This is a genomic window from Mesorhizobium sp. M0514, assembly GCF_040321145.1.
Taxonomy (GTDB): domain Bacteria; phylum Pseudomonadota; class Alphaproteobacteria; order Rhizobiales; family Rhizobiaceae; genus Mesorhizobium.
Genome location: NZ_JAMYQZ010000036.1, coordinates 22,829 through 43,711, shown reverse-complemented (window position 1 = coordinate 43,711; position 20,883 = coordinate 22,829). Strand labels below are relative to the sequence as shown.

Annotated in this window: 20 protein-coding genes and 1 pseudogene; 7 read left to right on the top strand and 14 right to left on the bottom strand. The window is 61.9% G+C overall.

Translation table 11 applies throughout. The features are described from left to right. A complete protein-coding gene (locus NKI61_RS16695) occupies positions 1 to 954 on the top strand; it encodes a Csu type fimbrial protein (RefSeq protein ID WP_031246640.1) in 954 nt (317 codons plus the stop codon). Here NKI61_RS16695 and NKI61_RS16690 read toward each other — a convergent pair. From NKI61_RS16690 to NKI61_RS16660, 7 genes are all read right to left on the bottom strand, one after another. Next, entirely contained in the window at positions 948 to 1,934 is a 987-nt protein-coding gene (locus tag NKI61_RS16690) for a branched-chain amino acid ABC transporter permease (protein WP_023743307.1), read from the bottom strand. The two genes, NKI61_RS16695 and NKI61_RS16690, sit on opposite strands and share 7 nt — an antisense overlap. A gap of 1 nt (position 1,935) precedes the next feature. Then, on the bottom strand, positions 1,936 to 2,823 hold the full coding sequence (locus NKI61_RS16685) for a branched-chain amino acid ABC transporter permease (protein ID WP_023693757.1): 888 nt from the start codon (positions 2,821 to 2,823) through the stop codon (positions 1,936 to 1,938). A 175-nt stretch (positions 2,824 to 2,998) separates the two neighbouring features. Further along, positions 2,999 to 3,703, bottom strand: coding sequence for an ABC transporter ATP-binding protein (locus NKI61_RS16680; protein WP_023743305.1), 705 nt, complete (start codon positions 3,701 to 3,703; stop codon positions 2,999 to 3,001). Beyond that, positions 3,700 to 4,503 carry an ABC transporter ATP-binding protein gene (locus tag NKI61_RS16675; RefSeq protein WP_286441604.1) on the bottom strand — a complete coding sequence of 268 codons (804 nt, stop codon included), beginning with the start codon at positions 4,501 to 4,503 and terminating at the stop codon, positions 3,700 to 3,702. The genes NKI61_RS16680 and NKI61_RS16675 overlap by 4 nt, the downstream gene beginning before the upstream one ends. A gap of 2 nt (positions 4,504 to 4,505) precedes the next feature. Beyond that, positions 4,506 to 5,714, bottom strand: a complete 1,209-nt coding sequence (locus NKI61_RS16670) for an ABC transporter substrate-binding protein (protein WP_023743303.1) — start codon at positions 5,712 to 5,714, stop codon at positions 4,506 to 4,508. Between the two features lie 208 nt (positions 5,715 to 5,922). Next, positions 5,923 to 6,981 (bottom strand): GSU2403 family nucleotidyltransferase fold protein, encoded by a 1,059-nt coding sequence (locus NKI61_RS16665; protein WP_352840094.1) that lies wholly within the window; start codon positions 6,979 to 6,981, stop codon positions 5,923 to 5,925. Between the two features lie 207 nt (positions 6,982 to 7,188). Further along, on the bottom strand, positions 7,189 to 7,779 hold the full coding sequence (locus NKI61_RS16660) for a YdeI/OmpD-associated family protein (protein WP_352840093.1): 591 nt from the start codon (positions 7,777 to 7,779) through the stop codon (positions 7,189 to 7,191). 171 nt (positions 7,780 to 7,950) lie between these two features. On the opposite strand from NKI61_RS16660, the gene NKI61_RS16655 reads away from it, so the two are divergent. Beyond that, the gene (locus NKI61_RS16655) at positions 7,951 to 8,565 is read left to right on the top strand and encodes a hypothetical protein (protein ID WP_352840092.1); all 615 of its coding nucleotides are present in this window, start codon (positions 7,951 to 7,953) and stop codon (positions 8,563 to 8,565) included. A gap of 190 nt (positions 8,566 to 8,755) precedes the next feature. Here the strand turns inward: NKI61_RS16655 and NKI61_RS16650 are convergent, their stop codons facing one another. After that, the gene (locus NKI61_RS16650) at positions 8,756 to 9,667 is read right to left on the bottom strand and encodes a S1C family serine protease (protein WP_023832787.1); all 912 of its coding nucleotides are present in this window, start codon (positions 9,665 to 9,667) and stop codon (positions 8,756 to 8,758) included. A gap of 421 nt (positions 9,668 to 10,088) precedes the next feature. Between NKI61_RS16650 and yghU the strand changes: the two genes are divergently transcribed. Then, the gene (gene yghU, locus NKI61_RS16645; protein WP_023693764.1) at positions 10,089 to 10,958 is read left to right on the top strand and encodes a glutathione-dependent disulfide-bond oxidoreductase; all 870 of its coding nucleotides are present in this window, start codon (positions 10,089 to 10,091) and stop codon (positions 10,956 to 10,958) included. Between the two features lie 120 nt (positions 10,959 to 11,078). Here yghU and NKI61_RS16640 read toward each other — a convergent pair. Continuing rightward, a pseudogene (locus NKI61_RS16640) lies at positions 11,079 to 12,277 on the bottom strand (aminotransferase-like domain-containing protein). A 269-nt stretch (positions 12,278 to 12,546) separates the two neighbouring features. Between NKI61_RS16640 and NKI61_RS16635 the strand changes: the two are divergent. Continuing rightward, a complete protein-coding gene (locus NKI61_RS16635) occupies positions 12,547 to 13,287 on the top strand; it encodes a sulfotransferase family protein (RefSeq protein ID WP_023734005.1) in 741 nt (246 codons plus the stop codon). A gap of 22 nt (positions 13,288 to 13,309) precedes the next feature. Here NKI61_RS16635 and NKI61_RS16630 read toward each other — a convergent pair whose 3' ends face one another. The 4 genes from NKI61_RS16630 to NKI61_RS16615 form a co-directional block, all read right to left on the bottom strand. After that, the gene (locus NKI61_RS16630; RefSeq protein WP_023671412.1) at positions 13,310 to 13,498 is read right to left on the bottom strand and encodes a hypothetical protein; all 189 of its coding nucleotides are present in this window, start codon (positions 13,496 to 13,498) and stop codon (positions 13,310 to 13,312) included. A gap of 283 nt (positions 13,499 to 13,781) precedes the next feature. After that, the gene (locus NKI61_RS16625) at positions 13,782 to 14,486 is read right to left on the bottom strand and encodes a Crp/Fnr family transcriptional regulator (protein ID WP_352840090.1); all 705 of its coding nucleotides are present in this window, start codon (positions 14,484 to 14,486) and stop codon (positions 13,782 to 13,784) included. Positions 14,487 to 14,657: 171 nt separating this feature from the next. Further along, positions 14,658 to 14,831 (bottom strand): hypothetical protein, encoded by a 174-nt coding sequence (locus NKI61_RS16620; protein WP_023754596.1) that lies wholly within the window; start codon positions 14,829 to 14,831, stop codon positions 14,658 to 14,660. Between the two features lie 140 nt (positions 14,832 to 14,971). Next, positions 14,972 to 15,127: a DUF1127 domain-containing protein gene (locus tag NKI61_RS16615; RefSeq protein WP_023671409.1), complete on the bottom strand. Its 156-nt coding sequence runs from the start codon at positions 15,125 to 15,127 to the stop codon at positions 14,972 to 14,974. Between the two features lie 618 nt (positions 15,128 to 15,745). Here NKI61_RS16615 and NKI61_RS16610 point away from each other — a divergent pair. Further along, positions 15,746 to 16,582: an SLC5/6 family protein gene (locus NKI61_RS16610; RefSeq protein ID WP_352840089.1), complete on the top strand. Its 837-nt coding sequence runs from the start codon at positions 15,746 to 15,748 to the stop codon at positions 16,580 to 16,582. A gap of 318 nt (positions 16,583 to 16,900) precedes the next feature. Here NKI61_RS16610 and NKI61_RS16605 read toward each other — a convergent pair whose 3' ends face one another. Next, positions 16,901 to 17,968, bottom strand: coding sequence for a M35 family metallo-endopeptidase (locus NKI61_RS16605; RefSeq protein ID WP_023735414.1), 1,068 nt, complete (start codon positions 17,966 to 17,968; stop codon positions 16,901 to 16,903). Positions 17,969 to 18,237: 269 nt separating this feature from the next. Here NKI61_RS16605 and NKI61_RS16600 point away from each other — a divergent pair, with 269 nt between their 5' ends. Together NKI61_RS16600 and NKI61_RS16595 are read left to right on the top strand one after the other, a co-directional pair. After that, the gene (locus NKI61_RS16600; protein WP_023697777.1) at positions 18,238 to 18,864 is read left to right on the top strand and encodes a nuclear transport factor 2 family protein; all 627 of its coding nucleotides are present in this window, start codon (positions 18,238 to 18,240) and stop codon (positions 18,862 to 18,864) included. A gap of 48 nt (positions 18,865 to 18,912) precedes the next feature. Continuing rightward, positions 18,913 to 20,871, top strand: a complete 1,959-nt coding sequence (locus NKI61_RS16595; protein ID WP_352676042.1) for a hypothetical protein — start codon at positions 18,913 to 18,915, stop codon at positions 20,869 to 20,871. Positions 20,872 to 20,883: the final 12 nt, after the last annotated feature.

Sequence of the window (20,883 nt, the reverse complement as noted above, 5' to 3'; positions counted from 1 at the left end):
GTGCTGCGCGCAACGTTCATCATTGTCCTTATGCTGCTGCCGTCGCTCGCCCGCGCGCAAAGCTGCAGTTACACCGTCACCAGTTTGAATTTCGGCCTCATCGACACGCTGTCGGGCACCGCGGCGACATCGACAGCCACCTTCACCGCGACTTGCAGCGGCAGTTTGCCATTGCTGCTGCCGGTCCTGGTGTGTCCGCATATTGCCGCCGGCACCGGCGGTGCAACCTCGGCGGCGGCCCGGCAGATGGCGAGCGGCGTCAACAGCCTCAACTATCAACTCTATTCGGACCCCGCAATGACCGTTGTCTGGGGCACCCATAACTGGGCCTATGCCTCGCGCCCGCCACCGCTGCTGCTGAGCCCCAATCTCTTCGGCAACTCAACCGACACCCTGACGCTCTATGGGCGGGTTCCCGGCGGCCAGGCGACCGTCCCGCCGGGCACCTATGTGTCGACATTTTCGGGCGGGCAACTCGAGTTCCGCTCCCGGACAACCCTGTTGAGCAGCAGCTGCGACACCGGCGCGGGCAACTTGGGCACCAGTCCGACCTTCACCATCAACGCCACGGTCGCGGCAAACTGCCTGGTCGCCACCCAGAACATCGATTTCGGCCCCAAGGGGGTGCTCGACGCCAATGTCGACGCCACCGGCCAGGTTACGGTCACCTGCACCCCGTCTACCGCGTACACGGTTTCCCTCAATGGCGGCACGACAGGGGGCACGCCGACCACCCGCAAAATGTCGAAGGGCGCCGAGAGGGTCACCTACGGCCTCTACAAGGATCTGGCGCGCTCGCAGCCCTGGGGTGACGCCGGAACGCCGGGAAGCACGGTGGCCGGCACCGGAACCGGTACGGCCCAGGCGCTCACCGTCTATGGCCGCGTGCCGCCGCAGACGACGCCCTCGGCCGGCGTCTACACCGACACGGTGGTGGTGACCATCACCTATTGATCGCGGCCCGCCTCGCCGTTGGCCGGCGCCAGCCAGCGCGCGTAAATCTCGCCGACGATGCCGCGGCGAAAGACCAGCACGCAGATCATGAAGATCAGGCCGGTGGCGATGGTCACCGGGAAGCCGGAGGTGGCGAGCGTGTTTTCCAGCCCGACGACGAGGCCGGCGCCGACGACAGGACCGACCATGGTGCCGATGCCGCCGAGCAGCGTCATCAGGATCACCTCGCCCGACATCTGCCAGGTGACGTCGGTCAGCGTCGCGAACTGGAAGACGATCGCCTTGGTGGCGCCGGCAAGCCCGGCAAGGGCTGCCGACATGACGAAGGCGGCGAGCTTGTAGCGGCCGACCGAATAGCCCAGCGAGATGGCACGGTTCTCGTTCTCGCGGATCGAACGCAGGATCATGCCGAAGGGCGAGTTGACGATGCGCCAGACGGCGAAGACGCCGATGAGGAATACGGCAAGCACGACGAAATACATGTTGAGCGTGACGTTGAGATCGACGATGCCGAACAGATGCCCGCGCGGCACGCCCTGTATGCCGTCCTCGCCTTCGGTGAACGGCGCCTGGACGCAGAAGAAATAAAACATCTGCGCCAGCGCCAGCGTGATCATCGAGAAATAGATGCCTTGCCGGCGGATGGCGAGGAAGCCCATGACCAGGCCGAGCACGGCCGCTCCGGCGGTGCCGAGCAGGATGCCGGCCTCGGGCGGCCAGCCCCATGCCTTGACGGCGTAGGCGCAGAAATAGGCGGCGGCGCCGTAGAAGGTGGCGTGGCCGAAGGACAACAGCCCGGTGTAGCCGAGCAGCAGGTTGAAGGCGCAGGCAAACAGCGCGAAGCACAGCATCTTCATCAGGAAGATCGGATAGACGAAGAAGGGCGCGGCTATCAGCGCCAGTATGGCCAATGCCAGCAATACCCGCTCAAGCCGCACGGAGGCGGCGGTGCGCTGGTCGTGAAGGGCTGCCTCGCTCATCTCAGGCGTCCCTTCCGAACAGGCCGGCGGGGCGCAGGAGCAGCACGATCGCCATGATGACGAAGACCACGAGGTTCGACGCCTCGGGATAGAACACCTTGGTCAGGCCCTCGGCGAGGCCGAGCATATAGCCGGTGACGATGGCCCCGAGAATCGAACCCATGCCGCCGACCACGACGACGGCAAAGACGACGATGATGATATCGGAGCCCATCAGCGGACTGACCTGGTAGACGGGTGCTGCAAGAATGCCGGCCAGGCCTGCAAGGGCCGCGCCCAGCCCATAGGTGAGCGTCAGCAGCAGCGGCACGTTGACGCCGAAGGCCTGCACCAGCTCGGGATTTTCGGTCGCGGCGCGCAGATAGGAGCCGAGCCTGGTCTTTTCGATCAGGAGCCAGGTGCCGATGCAGATAATGAGCGAGGCCACCACCACCCAGCCGCGATAGTTGGGCAGGAACATGAAGCCGAGATTGGTGCCGCCGGCAAGCTGCGCCGGAACGGCATAAGGGTTGCCCGACACGCCGTAGTAGAAACGGAACACGCCTTCGATGACCAGCGCCAGTCCGAAGGTGAACAGCAGCCCGTAGAGCGGATCCAGGCGGTAGAGCCGCGACAGCGCCACGCGCTCGACTGCCATGCCGAAGACGCCAACGATGAGCGGAACCAGGAGCAGCGCCGGCCAGTAGCCGATGCCGAGATGGACGAGCAGCAGGTAACCGATGAAGGCGCCGAGCATATAGAGTGCGCCATGGGCGAAATTGATGATCCGCAGCAGGCCGAAGATGACGGCCAGGCCGAGGCTCAGCATGGCGTAGAAGGAGCCGTTGATCAGCCCGACCAGCATCTGGCCTAGTAAGGCCTGGACGGGGATGCCGAAGATCATGGTCATGGCGTCACCGAGGGTGTTGCAAGCGGGATGCGTCTGTGCGGCACGTACCCCCACCCGGACCTTCGGTCCGACCTCCCCACAAGGGAGAGGTAGGGCGGTGGCCCTCCACCCTCCCTCTTGTGGGGAGGGTCGCTGCGCAGCAGCGGGGTGGGGGTACTGCCGTGGGCTGTCGTCATCATACCCCCAACACCTCGTGCAGCTGTTGCGTGTGAGCGGCAAGCTCGCTTGCGGCAAAACCCTCCACCACCTTGCCGTGCTCCATCAGGTAGAAGCGGTCGGCGATGCGGGCGGCGAAGCGGAAATTCTGCTCGACGAGCAGGATGGTCATGCCGCGCTTTTTCAAGGTCGCCAGCAGTTCGCCGATGCGCTGGACGATGACCGGCGCCAGGCCCTCGGTCGGCTCGTCGAGCAGCAGCATCTGCACGCCCGTCCGCAGGATGCGGGCGATGGCCAGCATCTGCTGTTCGCCGCCGGAGAGTTTGGTGCCGGGGCTGTTGCGGCGCTCCTTGAGGTTGGGAAAGAGACCGAAGATTTCCTCGACGCTCATGCCGCCCTTGGCCACAACCGGCGGCAGGATCAGGTTTTCGTCGACGGTGAGCGTGGCGAAGATGCCGCGTTCCTCCGGCACGAAGCCGATGCCGCGATGGGCAACACGATGCAGCGGCAGGCGCATCAGGTCGCTGCCGTCGAAGGTGACACTGCCGCTGCGCTTGCGGACCAGCCCCATAATGGCGCGCAGCGTTGTGGTCTTGCCGACACCGTTGCGGCCGAGCAGCGTCACCGTCTCACCGCGAAAAACGTCGAGGTTGACGCCATGCAGCGCATGGCCCTCGCCATACCAGGCATGGAGATCGCGCACGGCAAGCAGCGGCTCACTCATGCTCGGTCCCCCTGCTCGGTCCCCATGTAGGCGACCCTGACGCGCTCATCGTTGCTCACCGTTGCGTAGTCGCCGGCGGCGAGCACCTGGCCGCGCTGCATGACGGTGATCCAGTCGCAAAGGTCGGCGACGACGGTGAGATTGTGCTCGACCATCAGCACGGCGCGGTCCGTTGCCAGCGAGCGGATGATGCCGGAAATGACGCCGACATCCTCGTGCCCCATGCCGGCCATCGGCTCGTCGAGCAGCAGCACTTTCGGGTCGAGCGCCAGCGTGGTGGCGATCTCGAGCACGCGCTTTCGGCCATAGGAGAGATCGCCGGCCGGACGATGCGCGACATCGTCGAGACCGACGACGGCAAGCAGTTCGCGCGCCCGTGGCGTCAGTTGGTCAAGCGCGGCCAGCGAGCGCCAGAACTGGAAGCCGAGCCCGCTCGGCCGCTGCAAGGCGACGCGGACATTGTCGAGCACGCTCAGATGCGGAAAGATCGCCGATATCTGGAACGAGCGGACGAGACCCATGCGCGCCACCCTGGCCGGCGCGGTGCGGGTGATGTCGTTGCCCAACAGTTCGATCCTGCCGCTGCTCGGCTGCAGGAACTTGGTCAAGAGGTTGAAGATCGTCGTCTTGCCGGCGCCGTTCGGCCCGATCAGCGCATGGATCTGGCCGTGATGGACGTCGAGGTCGACATTGTTGACGGCAATGAAACCGGCAAAGTCGCGCCGCAGGCCGCGGGCGGAGAGCACCACCCGCGGCTTGATTTCGGCACCGTCCGGCTGGACGGCCACGGCTTGCGCCATCGTCACTTGGTGACGAGCGGGCAGCCGCTGTCTTCGGCCTTGATGAAGGCCTTGTCGCCCGGAATGGTCGCAAGGTAGGTGTAGTAGTCCCAGTCCTTCTTCGACTCCTCGGGCTTCTTGACCTGATAGAGATACATGTCGTGCACCATCGACCCGTCGGCCTGTACCTTGCCGTTGGCGTTGATGATGTCGTCGACGGGCATTTCATGGAGTTGCTTGGCGACCGCCTCGGTCTCGTCGGTGCCGGCCTTGTCGATGGCCTTGAGATATTGCAGCACCGCCGAATAGGTGCCGGCCTGGATCATGTTGGGCATGCGGTTGGTGCGCTTGAAGAAGCGCCCGGCGAAGTCGCGGCTCTTGTCGTCGCGGTCCCAGTAAAACCCTTCGGTGAGCACCACGCCCTGCGCCGCCTGCAGGCCGAGGCCGTGCACCTCGGCAAGGGTGAACAGAAGGGCTGCCAGCCGCTGGCCGCCGGCGACAATGCCGAACTCGGCCGCCTGCTTGATGGTATTGGAGGTGTCGAGGCCGGCATTGGCAAGGCCGATAACCTTGGCGCCGGAGGACTGCGCCTGCAGCAGGAAGGAGGAATAATCCGTCGATCCCAAGGGGTAACGCACCTCGCCCAGCACTTTGCCGCCGCTTGCCTCAACAACCTTTGAGGTCTGCTCCTTCAGCGAATAGCCGAAGGCATAGTCGACGGTGATGAAATACCAGCTGTCGCCGCCCTGCTGCACCAGCGCGCCGCCGGTGCCGACCGCCTGCGAGTGGGTATCGTAAGCCCAGTGGAAACCGTAGGGCGAGCATTGCTTGCCGGTCAGGTCGGCCGATGCCGCTCCGGTAACGATGTCGATCTTCTTCTTTTCCTTGGACAACCCCTGGACGGCGAGCGCCACCGAGGATGTCGTCAGTTCCATGATCGCGTCGACCTGCTCGGTGTCGTACCACTGGCGCGCAATGTTGGAGGCAATGTCGGGCTTGTTCTGGTGATCGGCGTTGACGATCTCGATCGGCGCGCCCTGCACCTTGCCGCCAAAATCCTCGACCGCCATCTTGGCGGCCTCGACCGACCATTTGCCGCCGAAATCGGCATAGACGCCCGACTGGTCGTTGAGGATGCCGATCTTGACCTTGCCGTCGGAAATTTCGCCGGCCGCCGCCGGCATCGCAGTCGCCGCAAGCAGCGCGGCTGAGACGAGATAGGATGCTTTCACAGGTGGTTCCTCCCTTGTGGCCGACGCTGGAAAACGCGGCGGCCTTGCAATGGTTCAACAGTTCCGTCCGGTTCTCGCTGAAATCCGGGCCAGCGCCCGCCACTTCTCCTCTTGGCAACCCCTCCGCCCTGGGTGCGCCGGGAACCGTAGCATCACATTTCGCGAGGCGAGAATGCTATTTTCGTAGCATGGCGTGCTAGCGCGGCCGCTACCAGTCGGGCTCAATTGGAGAGTCTTCGGAAAAGCCGCTCGGGCCAGGCAGAGAGAGCGTTGCGGCCGAAGCGTCCAGCAGTGCCCCCGGAAGCCCTTTGAGATGCTCGCTGTCCAGCGGAAGCGCAAGATAGCCCGTGGCAATGCGTGCAGCCGCTTCCGCCTGTTCACGATCTCTCATTGCCTTGACCGCAGACCGATCAGGCAGCGTGGCCAGCCAAGCCTTGTGCAGAGCGAACATTCGAGGGTCGACCGTCGGCATGCTTACGGGATAGCCACGCTCATCGATCGCCACAGCCTCCACCTTTGGAGCGTTGATGAGCCATTGCAGCCCCTCCATGGGTGCGCTGTCGAGATCGTCGGCAAGCTGTGTAATCGAGGTAGTGGCGTTGTCCTTGAGGACATGTCTTGCCTGCGGACGGATCAGGTCGACCAGATAGCCATCACGGTTCGCTGCCCTGAAGGCCCGGGGCTGGAGCGGCTTGAAGGACCTGTCCACTTTACGCAACACGCCTATCAGGCCGGACTGGCTTACCCTCTCGCCGGTCACGAAGCTGATGCGGCCTCGGGAATCGAAGAGCAGGTCGATGTCGCCGGTTGCCGTGAGACCGCTGGTGATCTGGACGCCCGCCAGAGCCTCGTAAGCGAACAGCGCATTCGTGCCGACGACCAGCAACTGCTTGCCCAGCAGGTCTGTTTCGGCGCACCGCCGCAATATCCGTGCGGCGATGGCCGGTACCCTGCCCAACCCCATTGCCACATTGACTTTCGCCAGGCCGTTCAGGCGATCGGCCAGACCTGCCAGCAGATCCTTGTTCTGCACCCTGCCCTCGGAAAACGCAGCGAACGCCTTCTCCGTCTGGCTGCTTTTTGGCCCGAGTGAATTCTCGACCTGCCGGACCTTCCGCAGCAGGTATTCAGCACCGTTGCGCTCAACCCAGCGCATGCTGCCTGCAAAGCGCCTTTGGCGCTGGTCATCAGCATGCTGCCAGGCCTCGTAGACCTGTTGCGTATCTATGAGTTGGCGCCGCTGCTCGCCGGTCAACTCTCTCAGCATCGGTTTCCACTCTTAAGTCAGGATCAAGTCAACATAGTGGAAAACTCTTAATTAACAACATGTTGTTATGTTTTTTCCACTATCGCAGCTATCACCCGAACGAGGAGTGGAAAATACCGTAAAAACAATAGGTTATGTCCGAGCAAGGCCAGAACCTCACAAGCGGGTTTTTAGCTGCGCGCACCATGGCAGCCGCTTGCCGTCGCCTCACCGCTTCTGCGGATAGATCGTCTCGCCGCGCTTCAGCATCGCGACGAAAGCCTCGATCTTCTTCTTGCGCCCCGCCTCCGTCTTCATGTTGTGGGTGCGGAAGGCGAGCGCGAAGCGGTTCTGGGCGGAAAGCTTCGCCAGCATCTCTTTTGCCGCGGGTTCGGCATCGATGGCTGCCTGCAGATCGTCGAGGATCTTCATGGCTGAGCCATAGGCACGGTCCCAGCGGCCGTCGGCCTTGGCCGCCTCGACCTGTTTCAGCCCGTGTTCGGTCATGCGGCCCTCCTCGACCAGGCGGGCGACATTGTCGATGTTGATCTTGCTCCAGATGCTCTTTTTGCCGCGCGGCGTGTAGCGCTGCAGAAAGCTCTTGTCGTCGAGCGGCTTGCGTATGGCGTCGATCCAGCCGAAGCACAGCGCCACGTCGATGGCCTGCTTCGGCGTGATCGAGGCGAGGCCGGAGCCGACCTTGTGGACCTTGATCCAGACCTCGCTCTCGCCGGCATGATTTTCGCGCAACCAGGCGTAAAAACTGTCGGGATCGGGGAATTCATGAACCTTGTCGGGATCGACCTTGAACGGCGCCATCATCACCTCGTTGTTGCCGGGCCGGCTGTATCGGCTGTCGATGCCAGTTTCCGTCCGCGGCGTCGATACCCCCTAGCCTATTGCGAGCCGGCTTGCGCCCAAGCCGGCGCTCATGGCAGTTTCCCGGCTGGTCGAGCCGGGCAAGGCAGACTGCAATTCGGGGGAAATGCCATGCGATCGATGTTACTCGGCCTCATCCTTCTGCTGCCGGCCTCGGCGCTCGCCGAACCCATCGAAACCCAGAAGATCATCACCGCGCTGACCGGCGACTTCAATGGGGACGGCGCCGCCGATCTGGCGATGATCGTCGAGACCGAGCCCGAAGACGATACCATGGACATGCATTTCTTCCTGAGGGACAAAAAGTACAATTTTCTGAAACCCGCCGGCGTCGTGCATGAGCAGGTCTACGGCGAATGGAACGACTACGACCAGCCGCATTATGAGGGCTCCGGCATCGAACCTGAGTTGACCGCACTGCCCAACGGCTCGATCAAGATCTATCTGCCGGGGCTGATCGGCCCCGGCGAGCGGACCGACATGACGCTGACCATCGCCTGGCGCAACGAAGCCTTCGTCGTCGCCGGCGTTGCCTATGACCATTACAAATACCAGTCCGTTGTCGTCTACAGCAGCTGCGACTACGACGTGCTGACCGGCAAGGGCAAAAGTATGCAGACGCAGGATGATGACAGCAAGGTGAACAGTATCGTGTCTGTCGAAGGCCAGGTCGTGCCCTTCGCGGAGTGGGACACGGGGACGCCTTTTAGGGTATGCGGGGATTGAGGGGGCAGCCAATCTCCCCCCTCGTGGGGGAGATGGCCGGCAGGGGGGCCGCTGTCCCGCCAACGCACCGGCCAGTGTCAGCCACGTTTATCCCGCGATTCTTGTCAGAAAATAGATCGAGAGGTCGCGATCCTTCGCGCCCCCCCCTCTGCCCTGCCGGGCATCTCCCCCACTTGGGGGGAGATTGGCTTCACTGCAGATGCGGTTTCTTCAAAAAGCTGTTTCGGTCGGCGGATTTCACTCGCAGCCAAGTCTCACGACCGTCACGCACGACCCTGAGAGGAATCTCCGAACCCGCCGGATTCTGCCATAGCTTGCGGTAGAAATCGGCGAGACCGTCGACCTCGCCATCGCGCACGTCGGAGATGATGTCACCCTGGCGCAGGCCGGCCTTGGCGGCGGGGCCGCCTTCGGCGACGCTCATCACCACGACCGCGCCGTTCGACTCGGCCGAGAAGGCGCCGAGCCATGGGCGTGGCGGCTTCGCCACTTGGCCGCGCGTCAGCAGATCGTCGAGGATCGGGGTCAGAAGGTTGATCGGCACGACCATGTTGATGTCGGCGACCTCGCCGTTGCGGCTCATCTGCAAAAGCAGCGAACCGATGCCGAGCAGGCTGCCATCCTGGCCGATGAGCGCCGCGCCGCCCCAGGACGGGTGCGCCGGGGCAATGAAGATCGCCTCGTCGAGCAGATATTCCCAATAGCCGGCGAATTCCTGCTTGGTGACGATGTGTGCCTTGACCGAGCGGCCGGTGCCGTCGGCAAACACCACGGGGTCGCCGATCTTGGCCTTTGACGCGTCACCCAGCGCCACCGCCGGCAGGCCGAGCGGCGCCAGCGCCTGCACCAGTCCGAAGCCTGTCTCCTGGTCATAGGCCAGCGCATGTGCCGGCACGACGCGGCCGTCCTGGTCGGTCAGCCAGACCTCCTCGGCCTCGGTGATGAGATAGCCGATGGTGAGCACCAGCCCGTCGCCGCGGATGATGACGCCGCTGCCTTCCCGGCGCGTGCCCAGGGCATTGGCCGTGAAGGCATCGTCGGGAACCATGGCGCGCACGCCAACGACGGAGCGCAAGAGCGGGGAAACGGGATCGATCGGCATGCTTTCATCCTGGCAGATATGCGTGGGCAGTATCCTCTATAGGTATGCCGCGCTGCACAGGGCGCAAGGGCTTAGGCAACAAGGCAATCATTTCAGAGGCTGGCGCTGCTCCTCGTCCGCCTGCCGGCACCTTCTCCCCCGTATAGCGACGGGGAGAAGGGAGATGGCCGCAACATCGGCGCTCTTGGCAACGCTGGCAATTGGCGAAATCAGTAGGCGACAGCGTCCTTCTCCCCGTCACTATACGGGGAGAAGTGCCCGGCAGGGCGATGAGGGGCGGCGCTGACATCGATAATAGTTCAACACAAGTTGAACCTTTCTGAATTGCACCTATGTGTTCCAGCATCTACGTTCCGCCGACTTTTCCGCCATCAGTCCCGCGCCGTCGTTTTCGCCCCGCCAAACCCAAGGAATTCCCCGCATGACCGAATACACCCCGCCGAAAGTCTGGAGCTGGAAGAAAGCCAATGGCGGTACTTTCGCCAGCATCAACCGGCCTATTGCCGGTCCGACGCATGACAAGGTGCTGCCGGTCGGCAAGCATCCGCTGCAGCTCTATTCGCTGGCGACGCCGAATGGGGTCAAAGTGACTGTCATGCTGGAGGAGCTTCTGGCGCTCGGCCACAAGGGCGCCGAATACGACGCCTGGCTGATCCGCATCAACGATGGCGACCAGTTCGGCTCGGGCTTTGTCGAGGTCAACCCCAACTCCAAGATCCCGGCGCTGCTCGACCGCAGCGGCAAGACGCCTGTCCGCGTCTTCGAGTCCGGCTCGATCCTGCTTTATCTCGCGGAAAAGTTCGGCGAGTTCCTGCCGACCGAACAGCCGGCGCGCGCGGAAACCTTGTCCTGGCTGTTCTGGCAGATGGGTTCGGCGCCCTATCTCGGCGGCGGCTTCGGCCATTTCTACGCCTATGCGCCCGAAAAAATCGAATACGCCATCGACCGCTTCGCCATGGAGACCAAGCGCCAGCTCGACGTGCTCGACCGGCGGCTGGCGGAGACCGAATATCTCGGCGGCGCCTTCTATTCGATCGCCGACATGGCGGTATGGCCCTGGTATGGCGGCCTGGCGCTCGGCCGCATGTACAATGATTCCGCCGAGTTCCTGTCGGTGCAGGACTACGAGCACGTACAACGCTGGGCCAAGGCGATCGACGCCCGCCCGACCGTGCAACGCGGCCGCATGGTCAACCGCGCCTTCGGCGACCCCGCCATGCAACTGCACGAGCGCCACGACGCCAGCGATTTCGAGACGAAGACGCAGGATAAATTGGTGGTGGCGGAGTGACTTTTTTACCCTCCCCCTTGTGGGGAGGGTCGATCCGCAAAGCGGATCGGGGTGGGGGTCGGCGCCAAGCACCCCCACCCGACCTTCGGTCGACCTCCCCACAAGGGGGAGGTAGGGCGCCTAGCCCTTCATCAATTTCGCCAGCCTCGGCACGCCTTCACCCACCGCGCGTTCATCTGCCAGCGTAAAGCTCATCCGCATCGTGTTGCGGCCCGAACCGTCGGCGTAGAATGCGTTGCCCGGCACGAAGGCGACGCGGCTTCCTTGACCGAGCGGGCGAGCAGCGCGGTGGCATCCGAACCCTCAGGCAATGTCAGCCAGACGAACATGCCGCCTTCCGGTCGGCTCCAGCTGACGCCATCCGGCATTTCCGCTTCGAGTGCTGCAAGCAAGCCGTCGCGGCGCTGGCGATAGGCGCCGATCAGCTTTTCCACCTGGCTGTCGTACACGGCCTCGGAGACGCGGTGCATGACCAGCTGGTTGATCGACGGGCTGTGCAGGTCCGACGCCTGCTTCATCAGCACCAGCCGCTCGACGACGCGGCGCGGCGCGCAGATCCAGCCGACGCGCATGCCCGGCGACAGAATCTTTGAGAACGAGCCGCAATAGAGCGTGCGGGCGTTTTCGATGCCGCCGGAGCGTTCGCAGTCGAGCGCCAGGATCGGCGGCTGGCCCTCGCCGTCATAGCGCAGCGCGCGATAGGCGGCGTCCTCGATGACGGCAATGTCGAGCTCGCCGGCAAGGTCAAGCACCGCCTCGCGCTGCTGGCGGTTCAAGGTCTCGCCGGTCGGGTTGGCGAAATCGGGCACCAGATAGGCGAATTTCACCTTGCCGCCTGCAGCGGCAGCAGCGGCCTGGTAGGCGGCAGGCGTCATGTTGCCGCCGTCCGGCGTCAGCCGGTCGTAGCGCGGTTCGTAGGCGTTGAAGGCCTGCAGCGCGCCGAGATAGGTCGGCCATGTTACCAGTGCTGTGTCGCCGGGCGACAGGAAAAGCTTGCCGAGATAATCCAGCGCCTGCTGCGAGCCGGAGGTGATGAAGATGTTGTGCTCGTCGCAGGCAATGCCGAGCTTGCCCATCTGGCCGGCCAGCCATTTTCTGAGCGGCAGATAGCCTTCGGAGACCTGATACTGAAGTGCTGCGCTCGCCTCCGCACCGCCCAGCACCGAGGCATAGGCATCGGCGATCGCCTGCGCCGGAAACAAAGCCGGATCGGGGATGCCGCCGGCAAAGGAGATGATGTCGGGCTGGTCGAGCAGTTTGAGCAGCTCGCGGATTTCCGACGCCTTCATGCGTGAGGCGCGCGACGCCAACAGGTCCATCAAACTCACGAGCCCACCTCCCGGGATACGGCATCTGGTCCAGCATGACCGTTCCGGCCATGCGATTTAGGTCAATCTGACTGACCTATTATCAGGCTCCCTCACCCGCTGGAATAGCCAGACCCTCATTCCGCGTGGCCCAGACGAAAAAGCAAACACATTTTGGCCGCTGCACAGGGAAAATTGTTGCGCGCCGAGGGGCGCGGATGCAACCTCATTCCGAGCGGACCGGCATAAAAAGAAAAGCGGTCTCAACAAGGGGGGTTAAAATGACGCTTGAGCTCATCGGTGCCGGATTCGGCCGCACCGGCACATGGTCGACCTTTGCCGCGCTGAACAGGCTGGGCCTTCCCAGCTATCACATGCAGGAAGTCATCCTCAACAAGGCCAACAAGGGCCATCTCGACTTCTGGCGCAAGGTGGCCAACAGCCCGCCCGGCACCCAGCACGACTGGACCAAAGTCTTTGCCAACTACAAGGCGACGGTCGACAATCCGGGATGCTGCGTGTGGCGCGAATTGATGGCCGCCTATCCCGACGCCAAGGTGCTTTTGACGCTGCATCCGCGCGGCGCCGAGGCCTGGTACGACAGCACCATCGACACCATCCACTTCACCGAGACATTGTGGCAGTTCAAGGTGCTGGAATGGCTGACGCCGTTCGGCCGCAAATTCGGCGACATGTCGCACAGGCTGATCTGGGGCCGCACGCTTGCCGGCGTGATGGACGACCGCGCCAAGGCGGTGGCGCGCTACAACGCCTACACCGAGGAGGTGATAGCGGCCGTGCCGCCGGAGAAGCTTCTGGTATTCAAGGTCAGCGATGGCTGGGCGCCGCTCTGCGGCTTCCTCGGCGTGGCGCTGCCCAACGAGCCCTTCCCCAACCTCAACGACCGCGAAAGCGTGAAGAAGATCATCCGAGACATCATCAAGGGCAGCTACATCATGCTGGGGCTGTCGGTGGCGGCGGTGCTTGCGGCGATCGCGGCGCTGTGGTGGTGGCTGGGGTAGCCGCCGGACCGTCAGAATATTGCTACTTGCGCGTGATCCAGCCGAGCAGATCCGGCTCGACGTCTTCGTGGTCGGTCAGGTCGCGAACCAGGGAAGCGGCGAGCGCGCGCCACCGCTTTTCCGGGACATTGTCTTCCATCACCGATTTGATGAAGGCGGCACGCAGGATGGCGCAATCGAAGGCGGATACATCGAAAAGCAGTTCTGCCATTTCGGTTTTCCCCGTTCACATCGGCGGGCGGGCCTGTCGAAGCCTCAGGCGCCAGCGCCCCCTATACATGGTCACGACAGCAGATTCATACTCTTGCCGAACCAAGGTTCAACACAATTCGATTGTACGGTTTTTACCAAGCCATTGCGGTTCGTTGCCCGCTTTTGCGCCGATGCTAGATTTGCCGGGCGGCCTCTCCCCAGATGGCCGCAAATGGCCGGCGCGGCTCTGGCAACATGCTTTCACCGGCATTCGCGTCGGCCATTTCCAGCCCGTGCCAGGCTCAGCCCAGCAGGCGTTCGTATTCGGCCTCGGCCTGGCCATAGAAGCCGTCGGCGACGGCGATCAGGCCATCGCGGTCGCGAATGACGATCTCGCCGCGCCTCGACCGGATCAGGCCGCGCCCTTCCAGGATCTGCAGGCCGATGGTGACGCCCGGACGCCTGACGCCGAGCATGACGGACAGGAACTCATGCGTGATCTGGATCTGATGGCCGACCACCCTGTCGTCACACATCAGGAGCCATCGGGCCAGCCGATCCTCGAGCTTGGCGCGGGCATTGCTCAGCGCCGTGGATTTGGTCTGGCCGTGCAGGTAGTGGGCATAGCGCAGCAGGAAGGCGCGAAGCGTCGGGCTTTTCTGCAGCGCTGCCTTGAACGGCTCGGAATCGATGCACACCGCCTCGCCCGGCATCTGCATGTAGCAGTCATGGGGCGCCCAGTCGGCGCCCATCACCAAGGCGGAGCCCGACATGCCTTCGTGGCCGATGATGCCGACCTCGGTGTCCAGGCCCGGCCGGTTCCTCGCCACCACCGAGGCCAGGCCGCTTTCCAGGAAGCAGGCCGAGGCGACCGGCTCGCCCGCCATTTCGAGCGGGGCCTTGAGATCGAGCACACGATGGTGCAAATGCGGCGCAAGCAGTGCGAAGTCGGCCGGGTTCATGCGGCGCAAAAGGCCGCTTTTCTCCTTGCTGACCGACTGGTCCATCGCTCTCTCCCCAAGGGCAAGAGCACATGTCATCTCCCAGCCGTCGGCGCCCTGCCCAAATGCAAACGGTCATTGGACGATAGCTGACTCGGATTCAGCCATTGTACTTCGTACAAAACCGACAAATCAGGGGCGACGCCCCATCAATCAATCCAGCAGCTTTTTCCTGGATCAGCGCTTCGGGCGGTCAGCCGCAACCATGCGCGCTTCGCGCACGATGGACGGGCGATCGTTGCCGATCAGCGATGCGATCTCTTGTATCTGCTGCTCGGAGGCCCCGGTTTCCCGCGCCAAGGCCGCGAGCGCCTCGGCGCTCAGACCGGACTGTCTCGGTTGCTCCGCCATGGCTCCAATGCCTCCTGTCGGGGCAGGAGTGCGATGGTCGCTCCCAAGCGTCGGCGCCCATTGATGTGGCCGACGATGCTGCACTGTACGCTTCCGAACAATCGATGGCGAGCGATATATTAGCGACGCTGGATGCGGCCCTAGAACGGCAGCCTTATCTCATCGATCGACCTCGACTCCGTCCAGCCAATGTCCTTCTGGATCTCCGTCGGCAGCGCATTCAGTGCGCGCACGGTCTTCCTGTGCTTGCTGGCGCGCGCCAGGGCAGCGCGAATTCTGCTGAGACTTTCAAACATCGGTTACCTCCATGCAGCAGCAGAGCGCTGCCTTAGGCCCGCTCTTGCGCCACCTCTGTAACCGATCGATTGCGCGGCAACGGTGAAGCGCTTCACAAACCGATGCCGGCCAGAAACATTTGTATACAAATTAGTTGCACTCCCGCGGTGGCGTGATCCGACCTATGGCAGGGCGATCGCATATGGCGCTCCCTCGGGTTCGGCGACCCACCTACCCTTCGTCGGCGCAAGGCGATCACATATGAGTTCTTACGAAGAGGACCCCCACCCTAACCCTCCCCACAAGGGGGAGGGAACGCTGCCGCAAGCCACCCATTCTGGCGTGGAACCTAGGCGATTTGCGGCGATCAGCGCCTACCAAGTCTCCCTCCCCCTTGTGGGGAGGGATTAAGGGTGGGGGTATTCGCTGGCGCCGCCTTATGCGATTGCCCTGCCCTCCTCCGCGCCATCGCCGGCATCGGCGTCCGCCAGCCTCGCCTATGGACGAATCCCATCATGCGCAATAAGGATGGGGTCTGCCGTGGCGCTTTCGCGCCGGGGCAGGCGACGTTCGTTCAATGACGCTGCGCCGGGCGCCTTTGACGCCCCGCAAACGTGTCGATACCGGGGGATCTGGTCATGACCGACAACAAGCCGACCGTAGACGTTACCAAGGACTGGCAGGCAACGCAGGGCCAGAAGTCCGGGGCCACGCGGCTGCGCCTGTTCGCCGTGCTGTCGTGGGTCATCGCCATTGGCGGCGAGATCGCCGGGATCGTACTGCTCTACAAGCACAAGTTCGACCAGGGCAACCTGCCGCTGCTGATCGGCATCCTGGTCGGCATCGCGATCTTCGCCATCGCCGGCAGCCTGCTCTGGAAGGCGGCCAACCGGAAGGACCCGGCCCGCGAATCCGACACGTTCCGGTTCTTCGTCCAGAACCAGCTCGGCGCGATCATCACCCTGATTGCCTTCCTGCCGCTGGTTATCTTGATCCTCAACGACAAGAACATGGACCCGAAGAGCAAGAAGGTGGCCGGCGGCATCGGCGCCGTGCTGGCCGTGCTGGCGACGCTGATCGGTGTCAGCTACCAACCGCCGTCGGTCGAGCAGTACACGCAGGACATGAACACCTGCGCGGAACAGATCAAGGCGGGTCAGCCGACCACGGCATGCTCGCCCGAGGTCGCCGCCCAGGCGCAGGCGATCGCCACCGACTCCACCACGGTGGCCGCGGCGACGAAGGACGCGGCACACCCCAATGGCCAGGATGTCGTCTACTGGATCGCGCCGGAAAACGGCGCCGCCAAGTCCGACACCGAGCATGTCTTCCACCTCTGCGCAGCCGTCAGCCCGCTGAAGGACAAGTCCGTCAACAGCGGCTCGGTGACCGAAGCCTACGCCCAGAACGCCATCCGGATCACCAAGCAGATCGACATGGAACAGAAGCAGTGCGGGTTCACGGCTGCGCCGTGAATCGGCCAGGGTTTGGCGCGCGCAGTGGATCACTGCCAAACCGGTCCAGTTCGTGTTGTCCGCATTAGCATGCGCGCCCAGGACTTCGATCCTACATTTCGGAGCCAGCCGGCGGGTGGCTTGCCAAATCCTGACAGGACGAGACGAAAGTTGAATGTCGCATTTTGGCCGAGAGCGACCGGACCGCTTTCGGTGTGCGGGAGCGATAGCGGACATTCACCATGCGATCGCAATGTGTCCGGCCCTCGGTGATCTTTTCTCGTTTCTGATGGCAATACGGCACCCGTATCCACGCTGGATCAGTTGCCTGGGTGTCCCTCACATCGGAAGATCCGGGTTGTTCTCCGCAAAGTATTCATGACTATCGGCATTTTCTGTGGCTTGCGGGGGGTTTTCAACCGCGAGTAGCTTGGCGGTATTTTGACCACCAGAGGAATAGTCGTCTGTGAAGACGACGACCTCAAAGTGACTAATTTCGTGTACAATCGTTCCAGATCTTGAATCCGTTCCTTTCAGAGCGGCTGACCAGAACTTTTGACAAACAAAGATATTATAAGGTTGACCACGGAACACATACGCATAAACTCCCGGTCCGCAGACGCTGCCGTGACATCCAAACGATATTGCTTTGTTTGCAAGAGCATCCGCAATCTTCGAGAAATTTCCAGTGGCCTTCGCGTACAGTCCTACGGTATGCGCCCCAAACCATGTCAGATATCGTTGAGAATTCGGTTGCTGGGCAGAAGGCGTGCCCTGCAAAACCTGCAGGGCAGCCGAGGCTATGTTGTTTGCTTCAGCCAGCGCAGCGCCAATATCGTCCTGTTGAGAGCTGTCACACTGGTCGAATTTGGGTGCCGAGAGCGGTATCCGTTCCGGAGGAATTCGACCGGATAGAAGCCTGAACGTGACGGCGTTGCTCAGAACCTGGGCGCGTCTCAGGGCACCTTGAGGGCCAACCAGCAGACCCACTCTCTCTGTATCATAGGTAACCGCATAGATCCCTGCTTCATAGATGGCGTAGTACAATGACAGATCGACGGGCACCGAAATCGATTGTCCGGGTTCGATATTGATAAAGTCAGCCTCGGTCGGTTCTGCTCGCTTCACCAAAGGGCCAATATACTGAATTGGCTGCGACCCTCTCGCTACTGAAAAAATCTCGCCCGAGACGCCGTCGATCGGCGTGGTCCACCTGAGCAGTCTGATCGGGCTGCGTGACCGGTTCGTGAGAGTAAAGTCAATAATTAGCGGGGTATCGTTTCCAAAAGAAGTCAGGCGCGATTGCAGAACTATCTCAATTTCCTGATTCTGCTGCGCAAACGCCAAAGGAACTATACTAAAAAAGGCTGAAATTAGAAACACCATATTTCGAACAATGTTTGGCATTTTTTGCTCCTGTGTAACCACGATTAGAATCTATTGTTTCGCCTACGTGAGCTTTTATTTTGCTAACGCATACCAGGATCACCCACAGCTGATCTGGCAATCAGGAATGAAATTGCTGCAGACAGGGGAGTACAACTTACCACAAATTCACAAATTCAGGAATACGACATCCCCGGCCTGCAATGACATCGATTTTCACTGGCGCCTTTTTTGGCGTGGTATAAGATGAACCGCTACTTTCCCATCAAGCTCCATCCGAGGGGGCCATTATGAGCGAGCGTTGGAAAGGCTTAATAACAGTCTGCGCGATTTTGAGGTATTTTGCCCTGGCGTATGGGTTCTGTTTTGCTTTCAGCGGCACTGCTTTGGCTGATTCATGTGGAACAGAGGCTACTCATGGCTGGAACGTCAATAATAATCCTCCGGCCGAAGACCGTCAGGCAATCCAAGATCTTTTGTCCCGCTACGCCTGGACGATCGACGAAAAAAATGCAGCCGCGTTCGCCACCCTCTTTGCGGAACCTAAATCGTCTTACTATGAGATTTGCGATGCAGGCAGCAGTGTCCTCGAGCTGACACTCGACCTTGGCCCAGAGTCGGCACATGATCTTCTCGTGCAAATGAAAATAATAGTTAAGAAACTGGAAACCGATAAACTCCAGACCCGGCATCTCGTGACCAACACCTTGTTCGACGTGGTTGACGACAAGACGGTGAACACCAAATCGATAGTCCTTGTGACAATGCAGGACTCCCACTCTTCGGCACCGAGTCTTGACTATTCGGCGGATGCCCGCGCGTCTGTTGTAAAGGGCGATGACGGCATGTGGCGATTTCAATCGCTTACTGTCCACGCTGACTATGACGCTGGCTCTGTCGCAGCGAAGAAGCGATGACGCCCAGAGATCGGCCATGGGTTCACTGGCACGCTCCAGTGGGCTGAGATGCGTGCTGTTGCGCTGATCGCTGCTGTCCTCGGCGTTGCGTTTCTCCTGTTGTCCGGGACGATCGGACATGAAGCTTTCGTGTCGGCGCCGCGAGCCGGCGAGAGGCAAGGCTCCAATCAGGCCGACATGATTTGCAGCAAGGCGGGCAACTGCGCGGCGTCACCATTGCCACGCAGTTCCGCTTTCGAGCCGCTGCGCCCTCGCAGCGTCGCTTTCGCTCCCGCTGAACTCGATGGGAAGGCGTTCGCCGAAGCCGTTACGCGATGGAACCCTGACATCTTTTGGGCGCCAGCCTCAAAGAGCACCGACGTCATAACGAGGTCTGGCGATGAAGCGCGGGCGGTGTTCGGTCCTATTCCAGAGGGCGATTGCGGCAGCCCACAGATGAAGGTCATCCCACTGGAAGTTGATGGCAATGTCGTCGACCTCAAGCCCAATCCGACAAAACCGGGCTCTCCGCTGGAGTTCGAGCACAGCAATGAGAACGGAGAGGTGGTGAAATGGACGGCGACATTGCCCAGATGCGACAAGCCTTCGCTAACTGGCAGCTCAACCTACTGTGGGCTGAACTCACGTGCAGTAAGGGTCGTGCGCGGCAACGTGGAATGGCTGTTCCTCTGCAGAAAGTCCAATATCAGCCACGAGGTCAGCACCGATCCCTACTGGACACGGTCGGATCCGAGATTTTCCGTCTTCGGCACCATCGGGTTCAATCGGAAATCCGGAGAAATCATCTTCTTCGACGGCCGCAAGGACCGGAGCGAGTTCGATTGGTCAAAGCCCTTCGTTCCGCCAGGCGGGCGCAACTATTCCGATGACATCGGAAGGCTTGCGGCGGAGAAAATCTATGACCCGACGTTCCAGATCTCGTGCCATGCATGCCATGACAACAAAAGCCCCTATGTGATAGATCCGCACATTGAACAGAGCAGGGTCGGTTTCCGTTCAGCCCGCGATTCCAAATCGACCGCCTTCAGCCTGGGAGATTTTCTACCGCGCCGACCGCGGTTGCCGGGCGCGCCGTTCCGCGTGGTCGGCTCCGGTTACACCGGCACCTATCCCAATGAACTTAGCCAAGCCAGGACGGTCGAAGATCCGACCGGAAACTGCACAAGCTGCCACACGCTTACCACACAAATCACCGGCCGCCGTTTTGCCGCGGACGCAGTCGGGTACGAACCGGCGGTCACATCGCCAACCTGGGTCCAATTGCTCGAGCTGCACGAGGAACAGACCGTCTACGCCGGCATAGAAGCACATCGCACGGACTGGGCGATCGGCAGCAGCGGCATCCATCCCTGGATGGTGCCGGGGTCCGGCAATGACCTGTCCTCAGGAACGCCTCGATTGAGCTTGGAAGACTGGCGCAAGCTGAGCGACTGTCTGTGGGGAGCCGGCGGTCCTGAGTGTGGCTACCGCCCACTCTACACGCGCTGCCCGGCGCCAGAAGCGCAGGATGAAGGCTCTTCGCTTGCCGAGGCCGAGATTCGGGTTTTGCCTCCACCGCCCGGAGAGGACGTCAGGACGCGTGTCCTTCGCTTAAGCTGGACCTTTCGCAACAGCTACGGTGGTGTTCCCGAGCGCGACGATATCAGGATCAATGTGGCAGTCAGCGCGGGCACGATTCCGGCAAACGGGGATCCGCCGCAAAGTGGCGAATATCCAAGCATCGAGCAGGCAAAGGGCATCAGCTTCGAGGCTATCTCCGGTCCAGTCGGTTCAGCCGGCTCCAGCTTGTTGATCGAGAACGTTTCGTTTGCTGGTCACAAGAAATGGAGCGATCCGGCGCAGTCGATGTCGCCGCGCACATTCCAGATCGATCTGCCCGGTGAATGCAACCGACGCACCTTAGTTCGTTTGGTGCCCAAACGGTTCTGCTTCGACCAGAGCCAAGCGGCATTTAGCGAGGCAGACCATTTGATCTACGCCGATGTTCAGTGTGGCGAGCTTCAATGAACCACCTGACGC